The organism is Paenibacillus sp. N3.4 (genome assembly GCF_008017805.1).
Taxonomy (GTDB): Bacteria; Bacillota; Bacilli; order Paenibacillales; family NBRC-103111; genus Paenibacillus_E.
Genome location: NZ_VRTT01000009.1, coordinates 1 through 21,048 on the forward strand (window position 1 = coordinate 1; position 21,048 = coordinate 21,048).

Annotated in this window: 21 protein-coding genes and 2 pseudogenes; 10 read left to right on the plus strand and 13 right to left on the minus strand. The window is 45.5% G+C overall.

All coding sequences use genetic code 11. The features are described 5' to 3' along the window. Positions 1-227, plus strand: a pseudogene (locus tag FU659_RS06710) (hypothetical protein); the annotation flags it as partial. 25 nt (positions 228-252) lie between these two features. On the opposite strand, the gene FU659_RS36260 reads toward FU659_RS06710, so the two are convergent. The 7 genes and pseudogenes from FU659_RS36260 to FU659_RS06740 all read right to left on the minus strand — a co-directional run bounded on the left by FU659_RS36260 (position 253) and on the right by FU659_RS06740 (position 7,603). Next, positions 253-429, minus strand: coding sequence for a hypothetical protein (locus FU659_RS36260; protein ID WP_222708493.1), 177 nt, complete (start codon positions 427-429; stop codon positions 253-255). 284 nt (positions 430-713) lie between these two features. Next, positions 714-2,399, minus strand: a complete 1,686-nt coding sequence (gene ilvD / locus FU659_RS06715) for a dihydroxy-acid dehydratase (RefSeq protein ID WP_147946849.1) — start codon at positions 2,397-2,399, stop codon at positions 714-716. Between the two features lie 200 nt (positions 2,400-2,599). After that, the gene (locus FU659_RS06720; RefSeq protein WP_147946850.1) at positions 2,600-3,586 is read right to left on the minus strand and encodes an ABC transporter permease; all 987 of its coding nucleotides are present in this window, start codon (positions 3,584-3,586) and stop codon (positions 2,600-2,602) included. A gap of 1 nt (position 3,587) precedes the next feature. Further along, positions 3,588-5,096, minus strand: a complete 1,509-nt coding sequence (locus FU659_RS06725; protein ID WP_147946851.1) for a sugar ABC transporter ATP-binding protein — start codon at positions 5,094-5,096, stop codon at positions 3,588-3,590. Between the two features lie 66 nt (positions 5,097-5,162). Further along, positions 5,163-6,274: pseudogene (locus FU659_RS06730) on the minus strand (sugar ABC transporter substrate-binding protein). Positions 6,275-6,417: 143 nt separating this feature from the next. Beyond that, positions 6,418-7,065 (minus strand): ribonuclease H, encoded by a 648-nt coding sequence (gene rnhA, locus FU659_RS06735; RefSeq protein ID WP_147946852.1) that lies wholly within the window; start codon positions 7,063-7,065, stop codon positions 6,418-6,420. A gap of 1 nt (position 7,066) precedes the next feature. After that, on the minus strand, positions 7,067-7,603 hold the full coding sequence (locus FU659_RS06740) for a hypothetical protein (protein WP_261807658.1): 537 nt from the start codon (positions 7,601-7,603) through the stop codon (positions 7,067-7,069). A 119-nt stretch (positions 7,604-7,722) separates the two neighbouring features. Here FU659_RS06740 and FU659_RS06745 point away from each other — a divergent pair, with 119 nt between their 5' ends. Continuing rightward, positions 7,723-7,953, plus strand: a complete 231-nt coding sequence (locus tag FU659_RS06745) for an alpha/beta-type small acid-soluble spore protein (protein ID WP_147946854.1) — start codon at positions 7,723-7,725, stop codon at positions 7,951-7,953. A 157-nt stretch (positions 7,954-8,110) separates the two neighbouring features. Here the strand turns inward: FU659_RS06745 and FU659_RS06750 are convergent, their stop codons facing one another. Then, positions 8,111-9,109 (minus strand): ABC transporter substrate-binding protein, encoded by a 999-nt coding sequence (locus tag FU659_RS06750; RefSeq protein WP_147946855.1) that lies wholly within the window; start codon positions 9,107-9,109, stop codon positions 8,111-8,113. A gap of 180 nt (positions 9,110-9,289) precedes the next feature. Here FU659_RS06750 and FU659_RS06755 point away from each other — a divergent pair, with 180 nt between their 5' ends. The 3 genes from FU659_RS06755 to FU659_RS06765 are packed head-to-tail and all read left to right on the plus strand — an operon-like array spanning position 9,290 to position 12,207. Next, positions 9,290-10,309 (plus strand): FecCD family ABC transporter permease, encoded by a 1,020-nt coding sequence (locus tag FU659_RS06755; protein WP_147946856.1) that lies wholly within the window; start codon positions 9,290-9,292, stop codon positions 10,307-10,309. Beyond that, positions 10,306-11,355 carry a FecCD family ABC transporter permease gene (locus FU659_RS06760; RefSeq protein ID WP_147946857.1) on the plus strand — a complete coding sequence of 350 codons (1,050 nt, stop codon included), beginning with the start codon at positions 10,306-10,308 and terminating at the stop codon, positions 11,353-11,355. Before FU659_RS06755 ends, FU659_RS06760 begins: the two co-directional genes overlap by 4 nt. A 33-nt stretch (positions 11,356-11,388) precedes the next feature. Then, positions 11,389-12,207, plus strand: coding sequence for an ABC transporter ATP-binding protein (locus FU659_RS06765; RefSeq protein ID WP_147946858.1), 819 nt, complete (start codon positions 11,389-11,391; stop codon positions 12,205-12,207). Between the two features lie 154 nt (positions 12,208-12,361). Here the strand turns inward: FU659_RS06765 and FU659_RS06770 are convergent, their stop codons facing one another. Both FU659_RS06770 and FU659_RS06775 read right to left on the minus strand, forming a co-directional pair. Further along, complete coding sequence (locus FU659_RS06770) at positions 12,362-12,745, minus strand: hypothetical protein (protein WP_187273959.1); 384 nt, start codon at positions 12,743-12,745, stop codon at positions 12,362-12,364. Between the two features lie 109 nt (positions 12,746-12,854). Further along, positions 12,855-13,223: an O-methyltransferase gene (locus FU659_RS06775; protein ID WP_147946860.1), complete on the minus strand. Its 369-nt coding sequence runs from the start codon at positions 13,221-13,223 to the stop codon at positions 12,855-12,857. A gap of 285 nt (positions 13,224-13,508) precedes the next feature. Here FU659_RS06775 and FU659_RS06780 point away from each other — a divergent pair, with 285 nt between their 5' ends. Then, positions 13,509-14,768: a methyl-accepting chemotaxis protein gene (locus FU659_RS06780; protein WP_147946861.1), complete on the plus strand. Its 1,260-nt coding sequence runs from the start codon at positions 13,509-13,511 to the stop codon at positions 14,766-14,768. A 56-nt stretch (positions 14,769-14,824) separates the two neighbouring features. On the opposite strand, the gene FU659_RS06785 is transcribed toward FU659_RS06780, so the two are convergent. After that, entirely contained in the window at positions 14,825-16,633 is a 1,809-nt protein-coding gene (locus FU659_RS06785) for a M3 family oligoendopeptidase (RefSeq protein ID WP_147946862.1), read from the minus strand. A gap of 155 nt (positions 16,634-16,788) precedes the next feature. Here FU659_RS06785 and FU659_RS06790 point away from each other — a divergent pair, with 155 nt between their 5' ends. The 3 genes from FU659_RS06790 to FU659_RS06800 are packed head-to-tail and all read left to right on the plus strand — an operon-like array spanning position 16,789 to position 18,337. Then, positions 16,789-16,953: a YycC family protein gene (locus FU659_RS06790; RefSeq protein WP_147946863.1), complete on the plus strand. Its 165-nt coding sequence runs from the start codon at positions 16,789-16,791 to the stop codon at positions 16,951-16,953. 3 nt (positions 16,954-16,956) lie between these two features. After that, positions 16,957-17,193, plus strand: a complete 237-nt coding sequence (locus FU659_RS06795) for a hypothetical protein (protein WP_147946864.1) — start codon at positions 16,957-16,959, stop codon at positions 17,191-17,193. A 37-nt stretch (positions 17,194-17,230) separates the two neighbouring features. Beyond that, a complete protein-coding gene (locus FU659_RS06800; RefSeq protein WP_147946865.1) occupies positions 17,231-18,337 on the plus strand; it encodes a GGDEF domain-containing protein in 1,107 nt (368 codons plus the stop codon). A 55-nt stretch (positions 18,338-18,392) separates the two neighbouring features. Here the strand turns inward: FU659_RS06800 and FU659_RS06805 are convergent, their stop codons facing one another. Together FU659_RS06805 and FU659_RS06810 are read right to left on the minus strand one after the other, a co-directional pair. Further along, positions 18,393-19,097 carry a DUF2225 domain-containing protein gene (locus FU659_RS06805; protein ID WP_187273960.1) on the minus strand — a complete coding sequence of 235 codons (705 nt, stop codon included), beginning with the start codon at positions 19,095-19,097 and terminating at the stop codon, positions 18,393-18,395. Between the two features lie 40 nt (positions 19,098-19,137). Continuing rightward, on the minus strand, positions 19,138-19,530 hold the full coding sequence (locus FU659_RS06810) for a globin domain-containing protein (protein ID WP_147946866.1): 393 nt from the start codon (positions 19,528-19,530) through the stop codon (positions 19,138-19,140). A gap of 279 nt (positions 19,531-19,809) precedes the next feature. On the opposite strand from FU659_RS06810, the gene ylbJ reads away from it, so the two are divergent. After that, on the plus strand, positions 19,810-21,048 hold the full coding sequence (gene ylbJ, locus FU659_RS06815) for a sporulation integral membrane protein YlbJ (RefSeq protein WP_147946867.1): 1,239 nt from the start codon (positions 19,810-19,812) through the stop codon (positions 21,046-21,048).

Below are 21,048 nucleotides of genomic sequence, written 5' to 3' on the forward strand. Positions count from 1 at the left end.
TATCGGTAGGCTCTACGGTTTCATTAGCCACAGTGGCATCGGCGGCAATGATGGTTTGGTACCAGCAACCGCTTATTCTGGTTATTTTGGTTCCACTTGTAAGATGGTTTCCGTGCTTACAGAACGGCTTCTCTGCCCGCGCCCCGGCCTCCTGTAAGCATGATTTAGGCCTTACAGCTGCCGTCCGAACCGTTGTGTTAAACAATGGTCTATATATGTTGAACTAATGGTTTTCGTTGCAATGGAAAGGATTTATTCCAAAGCAAGGATTGTGAAGAAAATGATAAAAATTACTGCAATTGTACATCTTTTCTTCTCCGCATCGATTCGCGTGATTACATTCATGCGAATCGACATGTTTTCTCCGCTCCCGTTTGAGTTGGGTCCATAATCCGTGCGAATTCCTGCACTTTTGCAGGAATTCCTCATGAATAAGCCATCTCGATTAAAAAAGCCTGCACGATTGCAGGAATTTCCTTTTCGTTGTACCCTCTACTGAACAATGTATGCTCTAGCTATTCCTCAGGCATACGGGATTCATTAATTCAACTTATATGGATAAGTTAACTAAAATAAAAATGAATTCAGGTGCGTAAGAAAGACTGTACGCCCAAACTCTACCTCAAAACTTATACTTTCTATAGATGGCAAAAAAGCCTTGCTCATCAACAGTGCATAGCAGCTGCTGTGAGCAAGGCCCAAGATACCTTCAATTAGAACTTCAGAATGGCTCCTGCACTTGCATTCGTTACCATTTTGGTATAACGCGCCAAATATCCAGTTTGGATTTTCGGTTGGAACTCTGTCCAAGTTTCGCGACGTTTCGCAAACTCTTCATCGCTGATTTGCAATTCGATTTTGCGTCCATCCATATCGACATCGATAATATCGCCGTCGTGAACGAAAGCAAGAGGTCCGCCCTCAGCCGCTTCCGGAGACATGTGACCGATAGAGATACCACGGGAAGCGCCGGAGAAACGTCCGTCTGTGATCAGAGCAACCTTAGCGCCAAGTCCCATACCGACGATTTGGGAAGTAGGGGCCAGCATTTCCGGCATACCCGGTCCACCCTTAGGGCCTTCATAACGAATAACAACGACGTGGCCTTCTTTAACTTTGCCATTGGCAATGCCGTACAGCGCTTCGTCTTGGGAATCGAAGCAAATTGCCGGTCCTACGTGACGACCGCCAACTGATTTATCAACCGCGCCGACTTTAACGATACTGCCTTCTGGGGCAAGATTACCGAACAGAACAGCCAGTCCGCCTCTTTCACTATGCGGGTTCGTAATCGGACGAAGCACGTCATGATTAACAATCTCGCAGCCCGCAACGTTTTCACGCAGCGTTTTTGCGGTTACTGTCATACGATCGCCATCGAATGCGCCTGGTTTTTTGAGCAATTCATTAATAATTGCGCTCACGCCACCAGCCAAATGCACGTCTTCGATGTGATAATCGGAAGCAGGTGCGATTTTGGCAAGATGAGGAACACGTTCAGCCACTTCGTTAATACGAGCGATTGGGTATTCAATTCCTGCTTCAGCCGCGATAGCCAAAGTGTGAAGAACCGTGTTCGTGGATCCGCCCATCGCCATATCGAGAGCAAACGCATTGTCGATCGCTTCGATCGTAACGATATCACGAGGTTTAATGTCTTTTTCGATCAGAACCATCAATTGTTTCGCACAATCTTTAACGAATTGCTTACGCTCTTCAGCTACGGCAAGAATCGTACCGTTACCTGGCATAGCCAGACCTAAGCCTTCTGCCAAACAGTTCATTGAATTCGCTGTGAACATACCTGAGCAAGATCCGCAAGTCGGACAACCATATTGTTCTAGCTCTTCCAGACCTGCTTCATCCAGCTTGCCTGCTTGGAATGCGCCTACGCCTTCAAAAACGGAAGACAAGGAGATGGATTTACCGTTTTTATCTTTACCGGCTTTCATCGGTCCACCGCTCACTAACATCGTTGGGATGTTAACGCGAAGAGCGCCCATGATCATGCCCGGGGTAATTTTATCACAGTTAGGAATACAAATAAGACCATCGAACCAGTGAGCATTAACAACCGTTTCCAAGGAATCCGCGATGATTTCACGGCTTGGCAGCGAATAACGCATACCGATATGGCCCATGGCAATACCATCGTCGACACCGATTGTGTTGAATTCGAAAGGAACGCCGCCCGCTTCGCGGATTGCCTCCTTCACTAGCTTACCGAATTCTTGCAAATGAACATGGCCCGGAATAATGTCTATATAGGAGTTACAGACCGCAATAAACGGTTTGCCGAAATCTTCCTCTTTAACGCCGGCTGCACGCAACAAGCTGCGATGTGGAGCGCGGTCGAATCCTTTTTTAATCATGTCACTACGTTGTTTTGGACTAGCCATACTCTATTCCTCCTAAATTTCGAATCTTTTTGTAAAGTGAGTCTATCATACCATACTTTTTGCGATTTTTCTTCCTTTAGTGTGTTCCCGCGTCAATGTAATGACAACGATAGTTTCTACTTACAAAAAAACCACATGAAAGACCGCCAACATAGCGGTTTCATGCGGAATTGTAAAGCCAACAACATAGTCTTTAAATTCTATGCTTTACGTCGATTCAAATGAACGAAAGTAATGGCCAGAGCAAGCACTAGTACCCCGCCTTTGACAATATCGAAGCCAAAATAAGGGACATTCAGCATCGTAAGGCCATTCAACAGCACTCCAATTAATACAGCGCCGAAAAAAGTCCCTATCACATTCGGTTTACCCGCACCTAGCACCGAGTAGCCTACGAAAACCGATGCGACAGCTTCCATAAGGAGCGGAGCTCCTGCATCAATCTGTCCAGATCCTACACGAGATGCATAAAGAATCCCGCCGCACGCCGCAAAAATGCCAGACAGCACATAGGCTGCAAGGCGAATTTTGTTCACCGAAATGCCTGAAAGTCGTGCGGCTTCACGATTGCCTCCTGTAATATAAAGCTGCCGACCCCAACGTGTATAAGTTAAAAACACATGAACCGCAATTACCGCGACAATCATGAGAATGACAGGAACGGGAATGCCCCATAGCTTGCCTTGTCCAATCCATAAAAACTCGGGCGTAAACTTTCCTTTAGCTACAGTATTATCTTGAAATCTCATATTGTTGTAGATGGAAAAGCCTTTGGTGTAAGTCTTTTGAACCCCACCGATGATGTACATCACAGCTAACGTTGCCAACAAATCGGGAATCCGGACCTTCACAATCAGGAACGCATTTAAAAGACCGATAATGGCTCCAATTGCAAGTGGAACCAAAATAACCAGAATAAGCGGTTGCTGGTACCAAACCATCATTGCCGCCGATGCCACTGTGGCTAATGAAACCGTAGAGCCTACCGATAAGTCGAACCCATCCACAATTTGCGACAGCGTGACCCCAATAGCCACAAACATCACTATCGAAATGGAACGCAGGATGTCTGCGATGTTATCATACGTCATGAAGTTCTCATTAATAATCGAAAACACCACAAATACTAACGCAATCACGAACAAAGCGCCGTATTTAAATGAAAAATCCAAGCTCTTTTCTCTCATGCTAGTGTGCCTCCCCCGCGCTCGCATAGGTCAATATCAGATCCTGCGTCGCTTCCGAGCGGGAAAGCTCCTTCACCACAGAACCATAGCTCATCACCAAAATACGATCGGCTATTCCAATAATTTCATTTAATTCGCAAGATAAATAAATAATACCTTTGCCTTCTGTGGCTAACTCACCAATCAAACGGAAAATGTCGCTCTTCGCGCCAACATCAACCCCTTTGGTCGGTTCGTCAAACATATAGACGTCCGCATTCGTCGGCAGCCATTTCCCTACAGCTACCTTCTGTTGATTGCCGCCGCTAAGGTGCTTAACGGTGCGATCCGGGTCTCTTGGCTGCACGCCAAGCTGTTCCACCATCTTCGCCGCATGCGCGCTCTCCGCGCCGCGCTTCACAAATCCGAGCGAGCTCAGCTTGCGCAATATCGGAAGCGATAAATTACGCTTCACTGTCTCCTCCACGAGGACGCCTTGCTTGCGGCGCTCCTCAGGAACAAGCGCGATGCCGGCCTTCACGGCATCCTCAGGCTGGCGCAGCGACAGCTTGCGCTCGCCGAGCCAGACCTCGCCGCCGTCCGCGACGTCGGCGCCAAAGATCAGTCGGCTGAGCTCGGTTTTACCGGCGCCGACCAACCCCACGACGCCGAGAATTTCGCCTCGGCGGAGGGTGAAGCTCACGCCGCGCACCTTGGTGCCGCGGCGCAGCTCCTTCACCTCGAGGAGCTTTTCGCCGATGACAACATCGGCTTTGGGGAACTCCTCGGTGAAGGTTTTACCCAACATCGCCTCAATGACCCCGGCGATGTCCAAGCTCGCGGCCGCCTGCGTGAGCACATGGCGGCCGTCGCGCATAACGGTGATCCGGTCGCAGACGCGGAACACCTCTTGAAGTCTGTGGGAGATGAAGATAATCCCCACTCCTTCTTGCTTCAAGCTGTCCATAATCTGGAACAGTCTTTCGGACTCTTCCAAACTCAGCGGTGCCGTAGGCTCGTCGAAGATAATGATCTTCGCTTTGTGCGCCATTGCTCTGGCAATAAGCACTAGCTGCTTCTGTGAAATACTCAACTCATCAACCTTACTGCGCACAGAGAAGGTTGCGCCGATCTTGGCTAGTATAGCTTCGGCTTCACGATGAAGCTTTCTCCAACTAACCCAAGCGTCACCTTGTACCATCTTGTCGATCATGACATTCTCCGTCACGGTAAGCTCAGGTACGAGCGCTGTATCTACCTCTTGATATACACAGTAAATCCCTTGATCCATTGCCTCTTTAGGCGTCTGAATCTGGAACTGCTTGCCATCCATCGATATGTGCCCTTCATCGCTGGTGTATGCCCCTGACACAATTTTCATCAACGTGCTTTTCCCAGCTCCGTTAGCCCCAAGAAGCGCATGAATTTCTCCGGACTGAAGGTCAAAATCTACCTCCTGCAAAGCTTTTACACCGGGAAACGATTTGGAGATGCCCTGCATATAAAGCAAAGAAGCGTTGTCTACCGACATCTGTTGTCACCTCTCCCCAATCTGAAAGTCCCATCGCTTACCGCCGATGGGACTCCATGTTCAACCTTATTTTTTTTCTGCCGCTTTTAACCAGTCGGTGTAGCCCTGTTGACTGCCGCCCCAACCTTTAACGAACTCACTAAGCTGAGTTGTGTTAATTTGCTTGTCCTTCGGCAATTGATCTCTGGATACATAAACAGGATCAAGGATAACTTTCTCAGGCGTTTGATCGCCATGCAGCTTCTGATACAGATAACGCACTTGAACGCGTCCGATATCTTTCGGATCAACAGCAGCTGATGCTACCCATGGGCTTTTAGGATCTTGCAGCAATTGCAAATCCTCGTCACTTAAATCGATCCCATATACTTTAATTTCTGTACGACCTGCTTGTTGAATCGCACGAGCTGCGCCTTTAGCGAACTCATCCCAAGCCGTCCATACAGCTGTAATATCGCCTTTGTTTGGATATTTCTTCAAGATAGCTTCCATTTGTGTTTGTGTATCCAATGCCGGATCTTTCGCTGTTCCGAAAGAAGCAACTTCTTTAATATCCGGATATTTCTTTTGGAAGGCTTGATAAGCAAGCTGTCTGCGCTCCATTGGCGCAAAACCGGCTACCCATACTTTCACGATGTTTCCTTTGCCGCCAGCATCTTTTGCAAGCTGTTCCAACGTGGATTCAGCCATCTTCTGGTCACCCTGCTCCAGAGATGTTACACCAGGTACGGTTAAGATGGAATCAAAGCTAACGACTGGAATTTTCTTTTCCAACGCCTTTTTCACGCCTGCTTCCAAAGCTTCAGCAGTACCGTGATCAATCAGGATACCGTCAAACTTTTGGTTGATCGCCGCATCTAGATTGGAAGCCATTTTGGCTAAGTCCGTATCTGCAACGAATACCGTCACTTTACCGCCAAGCTTTTCTACTTGCTCTTTAACACCTTCTACATATTGAGAAGAAAAGTTCCTGTATTGAATTGCATGACGAGCGCAATTTTCTTTCCGTTCAAATCTGATGGCTTAGCTGCATCTGCAGGTTTTGCTGATTCTGCCGCTTTCGCACTCTCAGCCGGAGCCGGAGATGAAGTGCTGCTCCCCTTTTGTCCGCAAGCTGCAAGCAAGCTTCCTACTAAGGCTAAAATAATAAATAAACCGATTACTCTTGTTCTTTTCATGGTTACCCTCCCGATCAAATGCAATCTCCAATTCCATTAATCTATGTCGGATTATTATGCCGAGTTATCTACTAGGAATTAATTTGTATAATAGCATTTGAGGGCTTACCCGTCAATATTTTTTTACAAATTTCGACCTCCGTTTATTTGCGTCCGAAATCAGCCTTGATTTCTCCCCATTTCCGCGTATCCCATTTTACAATTTTGTTCGTATACGTGTTGGTTTTGAGCCATTTCAGTGCGCGGTCCACCAAAGTCCAAATTTCTTCCGTTGAAGCATCCCGCACCAAATTCGTCGAAACCTCTTTCTTACGAATCCAGCTTAATGCCGTGACCGAATCGGTATAAATCGTTTTGTTGCTCCCTTGCCTCTGCAAATAGGCCAAACCATGAACAATGGCTAAGAACTCGCCTAAATTGTTTGTCCCTTTCGAAATCGGACCCTGATAGAAAATAATCTCACCCGTCTTCGTATCGACGCCTTTATACTCCACAATACCAGGATTGCCAGAGCAGCCTACATCAACGGAAATGCTATCATAATCAACCTCTGGAGGGTTTGCCGCAATAGCCGCTTTGCCTGTTGACCCGGTCTGTGCACTTCCTTTACCAGCGAAGTTTAGCGACTTTTGCCATCCCTTTTCTAAAGCTTGCCGTGCCTCTGCCTCTGATTCATAGGACTTGAATCTCGCTTGTGGAAATCCTTTTGTCTGTGCCTGACAATCTGCCCATGTACGATAAATCCCAGGTTGATGTCCTACCCAAACCACATAAAACTTCACTGCTGCCATCTCATTCACTCCGTAATTGTTGATGTAATTGGTTCACGAGTTCTTCGACAACTTTGACCGTATCTGCAAAATAAGGTCTATAGTCTAAACCCTTGATATATTGAAGATAGGTATCACCTATCGCTAAAACCTGCTTACCATATTCCCTGCTCGAAATAATATGTGTTTCCAACTCGCGATAAGTGCCATTCGTACGTTCCTCCACGGATTGGAGCTCCACCCGCTCATCGGCCAGATGACGCACCACGAATGAAAATCCTCTGCATTCGGGATCTCCGCATCCGCAAACAAAAAAAGGCATACGCTCCCACTGGTTCGCTGGCGCAAAACGATTCGGCTCTGTATCATGCAGCGCGCTATATAAAAATGCCGGAAGACCTACATCAACACATAGCGGCTCTTCAATAATAAGGCTGTCGTCCACTGCCATATGTACGTCTGCTTGAATAATTTGCAAATCTTTATCTAAGGACCAGCCTGTTACGGATACATCAAACATGATTCCCGCCTCCGTTTTCCCAATGATCGATTTAATCATTATAACAAAGACTGAGCAAACATGCTTTCGTGTTTTCAACCTAGATAAAATTTCCAATTAAATCCATGAGTAGAATTTCCAAAAGCGATTATACTACCTATTACTGGAGGTGATAACAGATGGCTACAGGACAATCTCGCAGCAGTAACTCCTTAGTTGTTCCACAAGCTACGCAAGCACTAGACCAATTGAAGTATGAAGTTGCTCAAGAATTAGGCATCCAAATTCCTCAAGATGGTTACTACGGCTACATGGCTTCCCGTGATACGGGCGCAATCGGAGGTCACATCACACGTCGTCTCGTTCAAATTGCTGAACAGCAGCTTGCTGGTAATAAATTCAGCAGATAACAGCTTTTCCTATACTTAAGCAAATGGGCTCTCTTTTAAGTAGCTTGCTACTAAAAAGAAGTCCTTTTTTTCATTCCAGAATCCCCGCGGAGAAATGAGAAAATTTAAAAAGGACCGCTTTAAGGTAAGCAGTCCTTTTTGCCTCGATATGGATGGATTAAGGCTTCACATCATATATTTTGTACATATCATCGAGCATAAGATTAGCTGCTTTCACGCCGCCTGCCGTATTCCATGTCGCATCGTTTACTTTCACAAGTTTGTTTTCTTTGACAACCTTCAGGTTTTTCCAGAGCGGATCATTCATCCATTCTTGCTCCTGCTTAACCCCTTTGCCATCTCCGAGTTCATAGGTAAAGTAGAATACTTTATCCGCAGCATCCAACTCCGTCAGACGCTCCTTCGTAATGTCTTCGAACGACTTCTCATCACTTTTGGCATCCGAACGCGGAATACCGATTTGCTGGAAAATAACGCCGCTGAACATATTGCCATAATAGTAGCGTGTTTTCCCACCCATGAAACGAACAACGGCTACTTTTTCCTTCAGCTTGTCGCCTGCTTTACTTTTGAAATCATCAATTCGTTTATCGAATGCAGCAATCACTTGATCGCCTTCTGCTTTTTTGTTCAACGCTTCCGCATACAATTTGAAATTGCTTTTCCACTCTCCACGCAATGTTTCGGAGTAAACAGTTGGAGCAATGGCTTTCAACTGATCATAAATTTTCTCATGGCGCATTTTGTTCCCAATTATTAAATCCGGCTTCAGAGAGGCGATCAGCTCGAGATTCGGTTGAGCTTCTCCACCAACCGTAGTGACACCTTGCATATCGGCTTTAATATGATCAAACCAAGGGCTTCCATAGTAGGACTCAACGGCTCCGACAGGCTTAACACCCAGAGCAAGAAGAGCTTCCGTTCCTTCGTTCGTCAAAATAACCACTCGTGCCGGCTTTGCAGGTACAACAGTCTCTCCCATAATATGTTTTATCGTTCGCGGGCTCTCCGCCTTAGCAGACTCCTTAGGTGCCGCAGAAACTGAAGGTTGTGCGCTTGGCTTCTCCCCACAGGCTGCTAAAACTACAGATAAAATTAACATCATAGCAACTAAAGCCCAAGCTTTACCTTGCTTCAAATTACGCTTTCCTACCATAATAATTGGTCCCTCCGTGATGTCTATTTAGTGATAATGATTATCATTACCTTTGATATCTTACTTGATAATTAGCCATTCGTCAATTATATTGATAATGATTATCATATTCGTTGACATTCGCTAACCGAACTTATTAAAATATAAAAAGCAACTCCTTAAGGAAGCAGGCATTCAGTCATGAATCGTACAAGTAGAGAACGCCACTATCATACTTATAAGAGTATCGGACTACTCGCAGCTGTCTGTTGCCTCGTCCTGCTCATGCTCGGCAGTGTCATGTTTGGTCTTCATCAATTTACATGGGATCATATTATCCAATCCTTTCAAGCTAACCAGAGCAGCAATGAATCCATTATCATTCAAACGGTGCGTATTCCAAGGGCATTAATAGCTGCGCTTGTAGGGGGCAGCCTAGCTGTTGCCGGGGCGCTTATGCAAGCCATCACTCGCAACCCACTTGCTTCACCCAGTATTTTCGGCATTAATTCAGGTGCTGCATTCGCCATCGTATTGTCTGTTGGATTTTTTCAAGTTTCCAGCCTTACACAGTTTACATGGATCGCTTTTTTAGGCGCTGCCGTGAGCTCTATCCTCGTATATGCGCTTGGCTCCTTAGGCCGTGATGGCTTAACGCCCATGAAAATTACTTTAGCCGGATCTGCCATGACCGCTTTCTTTGCATCGCTGACACAAGGCATTTTGCTTGGAAACGGAAAAGCCTTCGACCAAGTTCTCTACTGGTTGGTAGGATCGATAGAGGGGCGTACAATGCCAATGCTCCAAGCCGTTTATCCTTATATGCTGCTCGCATGTCTCGGAGCCGTGCTTCTATCCACACACATTAACGTACTCTCAATGGGAGAAGATGTCGCCAAGGGATTAGGACAACGTACAGTCTATATTAAATTTCTAGCAGCTTTGGTCATTGTTATCCTGGCGGGTGGCTCAGTCGCCGTGGCCGGGCCTATTGTCTTCGTAGGTCTGATCGTCCCGCATATCGTCCGCTTTCTGGTAGGCATCGATTATCGCTGGGTCATTCCGTATAGCGCTGTTCTCGGGGGCATTCTCCTTGTCGGTGCTGACATTGCGGCTAGGTTTATCGTCATGCCAAAAGAGGTTCCTGTCGGTGTAACAACCGCCATTCTCGGGGTTCCCTTCTTCATTTATATCGCGCGCAAAGGGGGACTGCTGAAATGAGTCAGATCAACCGTTATCTAACCATCAGAAGCAAAGGCTTCTCTTTTCTCATAAGCAAAAAATCAATCGTGGTTACGCTTCTTCTCTTGATTGCTGTCTTAATTACGATGATTTTAAGTACAGGAATTGGCAGCATTTATATCAAACCGTTGGAAGTGATTCGAGCTCTCTTCGGTTATGGAACCGATCCAAATAATATGATTGTTCGCTCTTTACGGCTTCCGAGAGTCATTGTCGCTGTGCTTATTGGAGCATCGCTCGGAGTATCTGGCGCTATTCTGCAAGGTATCGTCCGCAATCCGCTGACTTCTCCGGATACAATCGGAACAACGGGTGGCGCTACGCTAGGGGCTGTTTCGTTCTTCTTCTTTTTTTCGGATAAACTAAGTATTCATTGGCTGCCGGTTGCCGCCATCATCGGGGCTTTCGTCGCTACGCTGCTCGTCTATTCCCTCTCATGGAAAAATGGCATCACGCCACTTCGGCTCGTTCTGATTGGGACTGGATTCACCGCTGCGATGAGCTCCATCTCTTACTTATTGATGTTATCCGGCCCCATTATTCTGGCGAACCAATCTCTTACTTTTATGACAGGCAGTATTTACGGCGTCTCCTGGCAAAAAGCGGTTTACCCTTTACTGCCTTGGGTAGGTCTCCTCATTCCGACCGCTTTCTTATTCGCTAGACACGTAACCATACAATCGCTAGGCGAAGACATTGCCAGCAGTGCAGGAAGCCGCGTTCAGCTTCAACGTTTCTTTCTGATCATGCTGAGCGTTGCGCTTGCCGGTGTCGCCGTCGCTTTCGGCGGTGCAATCAATTTCATTGGACTCATGGCTCCGCATCTATCTCGCAGGTTGGTTGGCCCTAGCTTCGGTGCCCTTGTTCCTGTATCTGCTTTAACAGGCTCACTGCTTTTATTACTGGCTGACCTCGTAGGACGGTCATTTTTCAAACCCCATGATATTCCAGCCGGTGTGTTCACGGCCGCCATTGGCGCACCGATTTTCATCTATGTGTTGTATCGCAGTAGAAATCGTGGTTAACATTCCCGGTTTACATAAAAGGAGAATAGACTTATGAATAGGGATTCGGCACTTGAAGCTCAATCGCTTCAATTAACATACGGGGAAAGCACAATCTTCCAAAGCTTGAACTTACAAGTTCCTAAAGGGAAAATTACCGTATTCATTGGCAGCAATGGCTGCGGTAAATCGACACTTCTACGCTCGCTTGCTCGACTGTTGAAGCCTAAATCCGGAGCCATTCTCTTGGATAATGCCGAGATTGCCAAGCTATCCACGAAAGAAGTTGCTCGTCGCATGGCAATTCTGCCACAAGGTCCCTCAGCGCCAGAAGGGTTAACTGTCCTGCAGCTTGTCAAGCAAGGCCGTTACCCCTATCAAAGCTGGCTGCAGCAGTGGTCCGCTGAAGATGAAAACAACGTGCAAAGCGCTCTCCGACTCACGGACATGCTCCCCTTCTCGGATCGCACAGTGGATTCCTTATCCGGCGGTCAACGTCAGCGAGCCTGGATTGCCATGACATTGGCGCAAGATACGCAAACCATTTTGCTGGATGAGCCTACCACTTATCTAGATTTAACGCATCAAATCGAAGTGCTCGACTTACTATTCGAGTTGAATGAGAACGAGCAAAGAACCATTGTCATGGTCCTGCATGACATTAACCTCGCTTGCCGCTACGCCCATCATATCGTGGCTATCAAGGATGGGACTGTTTACGCGGAGGGGAGACCCGAGGACATCGTGAATGAACAGCTTCTGATGGATGTGTTTGATATGCAATGCCGCATCGCGCAGGACCCTATCTTCGGAACACCGATGTGTATCCCCTACGGAAAAGGACGCGTTCTCTCCAGCGTTCAACATATATAACAAGATTAGGGTAAGGCAGCCCCAGCCCATTCTCCCTTATATGCCTACAATTGCCCAATTAACAGCAGGCAAGCATCCATTTATTTCATGTCTGCATAAGTTGAGGTATCCAAATTTGAAGGAGACTGATCTATGAGTTACCAAGGGCACCAACCTAATCCTTATTATCCGCATCCGCATCAACATCCGCATATGCATCATCATCCTGTTTATTATCCTGGTCAGCCCTATTACCCTCAACCGTACTACCAGGGTTCGTATGGTGGTCCATGGCAGGGAGGTCATGTTCATGGTGGACAGTGGCATGGCCAACAGGGTGGATGGCAAGGGCATCAAGGAGAATGGCAAGGGCATCAAGGAGAATGGCAAGGACATCAAGGTGGATGGCAGGGACATCAACAGCAAGGACAGCCGCAAATGCACCATGGTAACAGACAGTAGAATCATCATCAATAAGTACAGACACATAGCTTACTCTACGAACAAAAAGTCCAAGGAATTTCTCCTTGGACTTTTTGTTTAGAGATATCCTAGGCATTAAACACGAGGATACGGCTTCTGCTAACTAATCCATAATGCTACCAAAAAACCAAAACAACCCCAGTCCACTAAGTGACCAGGGTTGCAAACGTATACATGTATGAGTGCTAATTCGTTCTTGCGAAATTGGCCATATTATAATTGCTCTCGAAACTAATGCTCGCAGACACTACACTTTGCCGAATGGTGAAATCAAATAAAATTTCTCCATGCGTCCAACTTTTTTTGTATTTGAGAGATTCAATTGCCATCTGGCGAAAGGTTTGGTACTGCACTTCGGTTAAACCCTTGATTGCCTTTGCAGGCAATACCCCGTCTTTGCTTTCAAACGGAAGATGCTTAATACCAAACTTACCAATCTCGTTGTTACGAATGTGTACAAAAACAGTACCGGAATTCACATGAGATAATTCTTCTTTTATCTTCCTAAACACCAAATCGATTTGTCTTGTGAGTGGCATTTGTTCCAAATTCATTATTTTCCTCCTTATGTTTTAATAATTTTACTTATTATGTAATTAATATGACTGTAGACCTATTATACCTAGTGTTTTTACATAATTCAACAGATTTTTCCCACTATTCACACAATTTATGCGAAATATATATGAAATTAATCAGGAAAATCCCAAATTTCACACCAAGCGTTAACGATATTTGTCGAAATGATGTAGAATGTTTCCAATTTCAATGATATAATTTCATTCATACAACTCAGATTCCTACACAAATAAACAAAAATCGCGGAGGAGTCGGTCAGATTGGACAAGTTATCAACCTTATCATTTAGAAAGAAACTACAGCTCGGTTGTTATGCGCTGATTGGATTAAATGCTTTATTCATGTTGATTGTTACTTTCGCCACAGAATGGAATCGCTTACTTGGCATTATTTTCCTGGTTGTTGTTCTAGCCGGGAGCTACCCCTTTATTCGATGGTTCGAAAATCAACTGACCGAGCCGGTAGCAGATTTGTCCAGAATTGCCCTCAATATTTCCAAAGGCGACTTCTCTCAAAAAGTAACGATCACCTCAGACGATACATTAGGACAACTTGGACAATCGTTTAACAAAATGATTGATAAGCTGCGCGATATTCTTCGGGATACCGGCTCAATTTCCAAGCAAGTTTTTCAAACTAGTCGAGATATTTATGTGAAGAACGAGAATTTCCGCTCCGTTCTTGAGCAAGTAAGCGTGTCTGCTCACGAATTAGCCTCAGGTGCAGGTCAAATATCCGAAGAAGTTTCCGGTGTTTCCATTACTTCCAAAGATATTGAAGTGAAAATTGTTAATTATGCGGGCTCCGCCAAAGAGATGAAAGATCGATCCGATCAAATGATGACCCTCGTAGAAAAAGGACGTACCTCTGTTGAAAGTCAAGGCATCGGTATGAAACGCAATGTAGAAGTCACGCAACAAGTTTCCGAAACCATTGATATGCTGGCTAAGCAAGCTGCTGGAATTAGCAGTGTGACTCGTTCCATTTCGGAAATTGCAGAACAAACAAATCTGTTATCCCTTAATGCCTCTATCGAAGCTGCAAGAGCAGGTGAGCATGGTCGCGGTTTCGCGGTTGTCGCGCAGGAAGTGCGCAAGCTGGCCGAAGAGTCAACATCGCTCACGCGTGAGGTATTCGGATTCGTGAAGAGCATTGAACAAGGCATACAAGAAGCCATACGCAGCATCCAAGTGAACGAAGATGTTGTTAAGAAACAAACGGTACTTATCGATCAAACCGAAATCGTTTTTGCTGAGATTGTTGGCAGCGTTAGCTTTATCTCTGAAGAAATTACCCGGTTCGCTGATGAAAGCGAGCAGATGCTTGCGAGTTCCGGGCAAATTGCGGCAGCTATGGAAAATATCTCGGCGATTACGGAAGAATCTGCAGCAGGGACTCAGGAAGTTTCAGCTTCTATGAATGAACAAATTGCTACGGTACAAGGAATCGTTAGCCAAGCTGAAGAAATGACGCGTGTGGTCACTCAGCTGCAGCAAACGATTCAGATTTTCAAGTTGTAGTTTTAATCAAACAAGGGCTATCCCGCATTAAATGCTGAGGGATAGCCCTTGTTCTTTTATACTTGAACTTTTGAAGCCGTTAACTCCATGAATTGTTTCACATCTTGAGCAGCCATATCTACTGCACTCTGCCAGAAATCCGGCTGCGTCAGATCGATGCCAAGATGTTTCTCAGCCAATTCCTCGACATTCATGCTGCCTGTATCTCTAAGCAGCGAAATGTATTTATCTTCGAAGGCAGCACCTTCTTGGACAGCTCTCGCATAAATTCCCGCACTAAACATATAACCAAAGGTGTAAGGGAAATTATAGAACGGAACGTCTGTGGAATAAAAGTGCAGCTTCGCTGCCCAAAAATAAGGATGGTAGCTGCTTAATGAATCTTTGAAAGCTATTTTTTGAGCATCTACCATGAGCTCATTCAAACGTTCTATGCTAACTAACCCTTGGCGACGTTCCGCGTAGAAGTTCGTTTCAAAGATAAAACGGGCATGAATATTCATGAAAAATGCGATAGCTCGTTGGATTTTATCCTCCAACAAAACAATACGCTCTTCGTCCGTAGCCGCACTCTTCACTACGGCGTCTGAAACAATCATCTCAGCGAACGTAGAAGCTGTCTCCGCTACATTCATGGCGTATTCCTGTGACAGTGCCGGCATATCGTTCATGACATGCTGGTGATAGCCATGACCTAATTCATGAGCAAGCGTAGAAACGTTATTAAGCGTACCTCCATAGGTCATAAAGATCCTTGTCTCACCGGCCACTGGGAATGATGTGCAGAATCCACCCGGCCTCTTGCCTGCGCGATCTTCAGCTTCGATCCAACGCTTCTCAAAAGCCTGTTCGGAAAACGCGGCCAGCTTCGGACTAAAGCGTTTGAATTGATCGATAATGAGGCTGGCTCCTTCATCGTAAGAAATCTTTTTAGCCGTATCACCCAATGGGGCATCCACATCTACCCAAGCCAATTTATCAACACCGAGCAGCTTCGCTTTACGGTTCAAATAGTCAACGAAAATCGCCTTATTGCGGTCGATCACTTCCCACATCACGTTCAGCGTTTTCTCTTCCATACGGTTCATGGCTAAAGGTTCTTTATGAACCGTTTCCCAGCCTCGATACTTATACACTTGGAGACGAAATCCTGCCAAATGGTTTAACGCTTCCGCACAGTAGTCAGCCTTGTCGGCCCATGCACGTTCCCACTTTTCAAAAATCGCTAATCGTTCCTCACGATTTTCTGTATGTAATTTATTAAAAGCTTGACCCGCAGACAGTTCCACCTGCTCACCGTCAACCTCCATAGGCATACGGAATTGTCCCACAGTCGTGTTATAGAGATCACTCCAACCATGATAACCATCAACCGCCAAATCATTGATTAAGGCTTCCTGTTCGGGTGAAAGCTTCTCTTTGGCTAACGCTCGGCGTTCATTTAAGGGAAATGCGATTCCTTGGAACGGTTCTTTCTCCAACAATTGTGACCAAACCTCATCAGGAATTCCTGTCAGCACTTGATCAAAATGGGTGAGAGAAGACAAATGCTCGGCATATAGGCTTTTGACTTGCCCGCCCAGAACAGGCGCTTTCTTATCTTTCTGATTATCGGCTAACAAACATCCGACAAAGGAATCAGCCTCGTGAATCTGTTTTAAATTGTGCTGAAGCAACTGGATCAGCTTGATTAAGTCATCTGTCTCTTCCGCCTTTTGCGGCGAAGATGTCCGACTCACTTGCTCTTGAAAAGAACGAATGGATGCTTGTAATTCACTTAGGTAGGCTGCGAATGCAGGAGATTCGCTACCGCCGGCAAAAAAAGTTTCCAAATTCCATGTTTGATTCAGAGGTAATGTTAGCAACGCTATCACCTTTCCTTTCCTTCTTTTATTAAATCACAAACGACCTAAAATCACCAAATGATCCTAATCTCCTCATTGCTTCTAGGTAAAAAGTATGATTCAATTAACAGTAGTTCACTAAGAACAAATCCGAACAGGATGGTGTAATTACGATTATGAAACCGTTGCAAATTTCTCCAGAAACTGCCGTTAAATTAGCTGAACAGTTGAAGGTGCCGTTAGAACATTTAATGCATATGCCACAACATATTTTACTCCAAAAACTAGCGGAGCTCGCGAAGAATTCCTCTTCGGAAAACAGCGATCCCGAATCGAAATAAGCCGTGATTCCTTTTGCTAATACGTGGCCTTATGACATTATTATGAAGGACATTTATGTGGCCGAATGTCCATTTTGCCAGAGCCCCAATGTGTTGCTGCCGCTTAAAATCCACGAACTGAAATCGATTCATGAAGGCAAAAAAAAGCTGCTCGTGTTCCCTTGCTGTCATAGTAAGTTGACTCTCGTTGACACAGATATCGATTATTTATTAGCGGATACCCCTATAAGAAAAAATTAATCGTAGTTTCCTGGCGCAAGGAGTAGAAATAGGCCCTATGAATGAATATCTCGTTCCTCTGACAAGCGCATGTACATTAGTTACGTTAAATTACATCGCGATTAAAGTTCGTAGCAAAATGTTAATTGATCGCTACGAGCTTTTTCTTGCCCCACTACTTACAGGACTAGCCTGCATCATCATGATGCTCGAACCCTTACCAGCGTCACTGGGTATGATTGATTTGCGCTCTTTGCCCATCTTTATGGCAGGCTTGCGCTATGGCCTTCCTATCGCTTTGTTCTCCACTCTGCTGCCTTCGGTCTTCAGCTACATCTTGCACGAAAGCCATGGTTGGGTTATTATCGCGCAATACCTTGTCGGACCTGCGCTTCTCAGCTCCATCTTTCATAATAAGGAGTACCGGAGCGGCTTCATGGACATTCCTATTCGTCATTGCCTACAAATATGCTCGTTTGTCTTCCTTCTTGATTTATCTACGCACAGACTTATCACTAGCAGCCTATCCTGGCACTATGCCGGCGATCAAACATTTATGCTGGCCATCATGTCTGCAACCTTCATCGTCATCATTGTCATGGTGAACGATGAGAACAAAAACTGGCGCATGCAGCGTCAATTAGAGCTTCAGGCCAATCAAGATGGGTTAACCAAGCTGCCCAATTTACGCAGCTTCATGCCAATCGCAAGTAATGTGCTGCGCAAACGCAAAGTTGCGATCATGATGATCGACATTGATAATTTCAAACAGTACAACGATCAATATGGACATCTCGAAGGAGACCAATTACTCCGCGAGATCAGCAGTGTTCTGCGTAGTCATATCGATGAACAGGATTATTTGGCTAGATACGGTGGGGAAGAGTTTATTCTTCTTAGCACAGAAATCGATCCCTTGCGTCTAGCCGTCTATGCTGGGCGATTATGTAATGCTGTCGCCGATGCCTTCCTGACCAGTAATGAAAACCCATCGCCCATTACTATATCAATTGGAATTTCTATCGCAGATTCACCTCAGAGTGAGCTTACGCTTATCATTTCCAAAGCTGATCATGCGCTCTACGCCTCCAAGCATAGCGGCAAAAACCGCTATACCTTTCACAGCCATATCATTAACGATGATAAACAAATGAACGCTTACTAATTCAGGATCAAGTTCATCCCGAAGGGTAAGCGTTCATTCATTATTGCTATAAGCATTATGTAGCTTGCTTCATTTCATCTGGTAATTCCAAGCGGGATGCCAGCATATCCTCGCGGGTGGCAACCCATTGCTCGCGACTTGCCCTAATCATTCCCGCATCCATAATCTTACGATCATTAATAATACGCGAAAACCATCTGACAGCTTCATTATAGTTGCTCAATCGACGATTCAATTCCCCGATCAAGAACATGAGCTTCGCGTTATTAATATCCATGCCTTCCGTTTCAAACACATGGATATAAGCTTCTAAAGCAAAAGCTAAGAAACGCTTCTCTTGCTCCCAATCCCCTGAGGATCGATATAACCAGGCCAAATGGTGAAGAAGTCCGGCAACAACACGTGATGACTCTTCTTTAATTTGTGCACACAGTAAGGCCAGCTTAAACGTTTGAACGGTACTCTCCCAATTCCGCTCACCGCAATAATCACGCATTGTCCAGTTTTCTGCCACTTTTTCTTGAAAAATACTTTTATGGGCTGGTTTCCAGGTCTGCGAAAAATTTTCGGTATGAGCATACCCACAAAACGGACATATTCTCACCACATAGAAGTTAGGGTTGACATCTTTGTAGTGAATACAGAAGTCAGCATCCGTTTGGATCGCTTTCTTGAAGCTGGGACGAACCTTCATCGTTTTGAAAGATTGGGTACAGTAGGTGCATGTTATTGAAATCTCATATAAAGGTTCAACCATCATGAAGCCCCGCCTTTTATATAAAATAGATAGGAAATAAGGACTAGTCGTTCTCCGGTGTATTCACGAAGTGATAGGCGGAGCCTTTCAGCCTTTCCAATAAGAAATCCCGTAAGTCGTCCGCTAGACCTACTTCGATCATCGCTTCCTTCATACAGTCAAGCCATGCATTAGCGCGTTCCATTGTAATCGGAAAAGGCATATGCCTGGCTCTCATCATCGGGTGTCCATACGTATCTGAATACAAGGATGGCCCACCAAAGAACTGGCTTAGAAATAAGTACTGTTTATTCATAACAGGTTCAATATCCGAAGGGAACAGGGGCGCCAGAGAAGGGTGCTTCTGTACTTTAGGATAAAAAGCTTCCACAACTCGGCGAATCGTCTCTTCTCCCCCCATGGATTCAAACAACGTCCTGCGCTCACTTTCTGACATGGATAACCTCTCGTTCTTCAATCTCATCAATAGTTTTCTAAATCTTCATCCCCTGCATGCATCAGTGTTTCTCGAATGACGAACACGAACAAACACACAGCCAAACCGGCAATGACACCTGTCATTTGAATCACTCCCGCTGTTAAGGATATAAGACTATATCTAGTTCTATTTTACCATAAAAACGATGACTGAACAGCACCAAAGTCCAAGTTATTTCGAGCGGCATGTATGTCCTACCTAATTCATATAGTTGAATAGGAGGAGGTATTTCATTCGATGCAAAAACGAAACTTTACCGCGGCACTACTTATTTCTTGCGTAGTTATTGCTATTATCATATGCTTATTTGCCTTTCCTGATACCGCTCTTAAAGCAGCATTGCGCGGTGTATCTATCTGGTGGGATGTATTGTTTCCAGCACTCTTTCCTTTCCTCGTCATCTCCGACATTATGCTTGGCTTTGGCATTGTCCATTTTTTTGGCACATTGCTTGATCCCATGATGCGCCCCGTCTTCCGTATCCCCGGTATCGGCGGATTCGTCATGGCCATGGGCTTCGCTGCTGGTTATCCCGTAGGTGCTAAGCTAACATCTCAGTTATGGGAACAGCAGCTTGTAAATCGGGAGGAGGGAGAACGACTCGTTGCTTTCACTACAAGCTCGGACCCTATCTTTCTTATCGGAGCCGTATCTGTAGGCTTCTTCCATGATGCCTCCCTAGCTATCATTCTTGCTGCGGCCCACTACGGAGGTTCGTTGCTTATTGGTTTAATGATGCGATTTCATGGCAGGAAGAGCCTGCCTTCTCCTCAGAGTATTAAAAGTAAAGGTTGGATTTGGAAGCGAGCCTTTGGTGCTATGCACTTGGCTCGTTTGAAAGACGGCAGATCGATAGGCACACTGCTCAGTCAGTCCATTGTGCAATCTCTTGGCCTAATATTCGTAGTAGGGGGATTAGTTGTATTCTTCTCTGTCGTTTTGGAGGTTCTCACCGCAGCAAAGGTGATGAATGTCATTTATGTCCTCATTGCGTCCGTCCTTCAGCTAACAGGGCTGCCTCATGAGCTTTCGCAGGCCGTCATGAATGGGGTGTTTGAGGTTACGCTAGGAGCGAAGGCTGCGGGCAATGCCTCAGCAACAATAGCTCTCTCCAGTAAAGTCGCCATCGCGGCTTTCATCTTGTCATGGGGCGGGTTGTCCGTTCATGCTCAGATTGTTAGCTTGCTCAGCCATACCAATATGCGATATAGGCCATTTATTTTCGCTCGCTTCATTCACGCTATGATCTCAGCTGCTATTGTGCTCGTTATTTGGGAGCCAATGCAAGCTTTTCGCGAACAAACCGCTGTTTTCATGCCTCAATTCGATGCCAATTCTCCCCTTACCAGCTTCATTAAACTGATGGTTCCCATTAGTGGGAGCATCATAATCGGTACTTTGGCAGTCATTGTCGCGCTCTTTGTTGCATATTCCTTACTTAAACTCGTGTATGAAAAGGTTGGTGGAACAAGATAA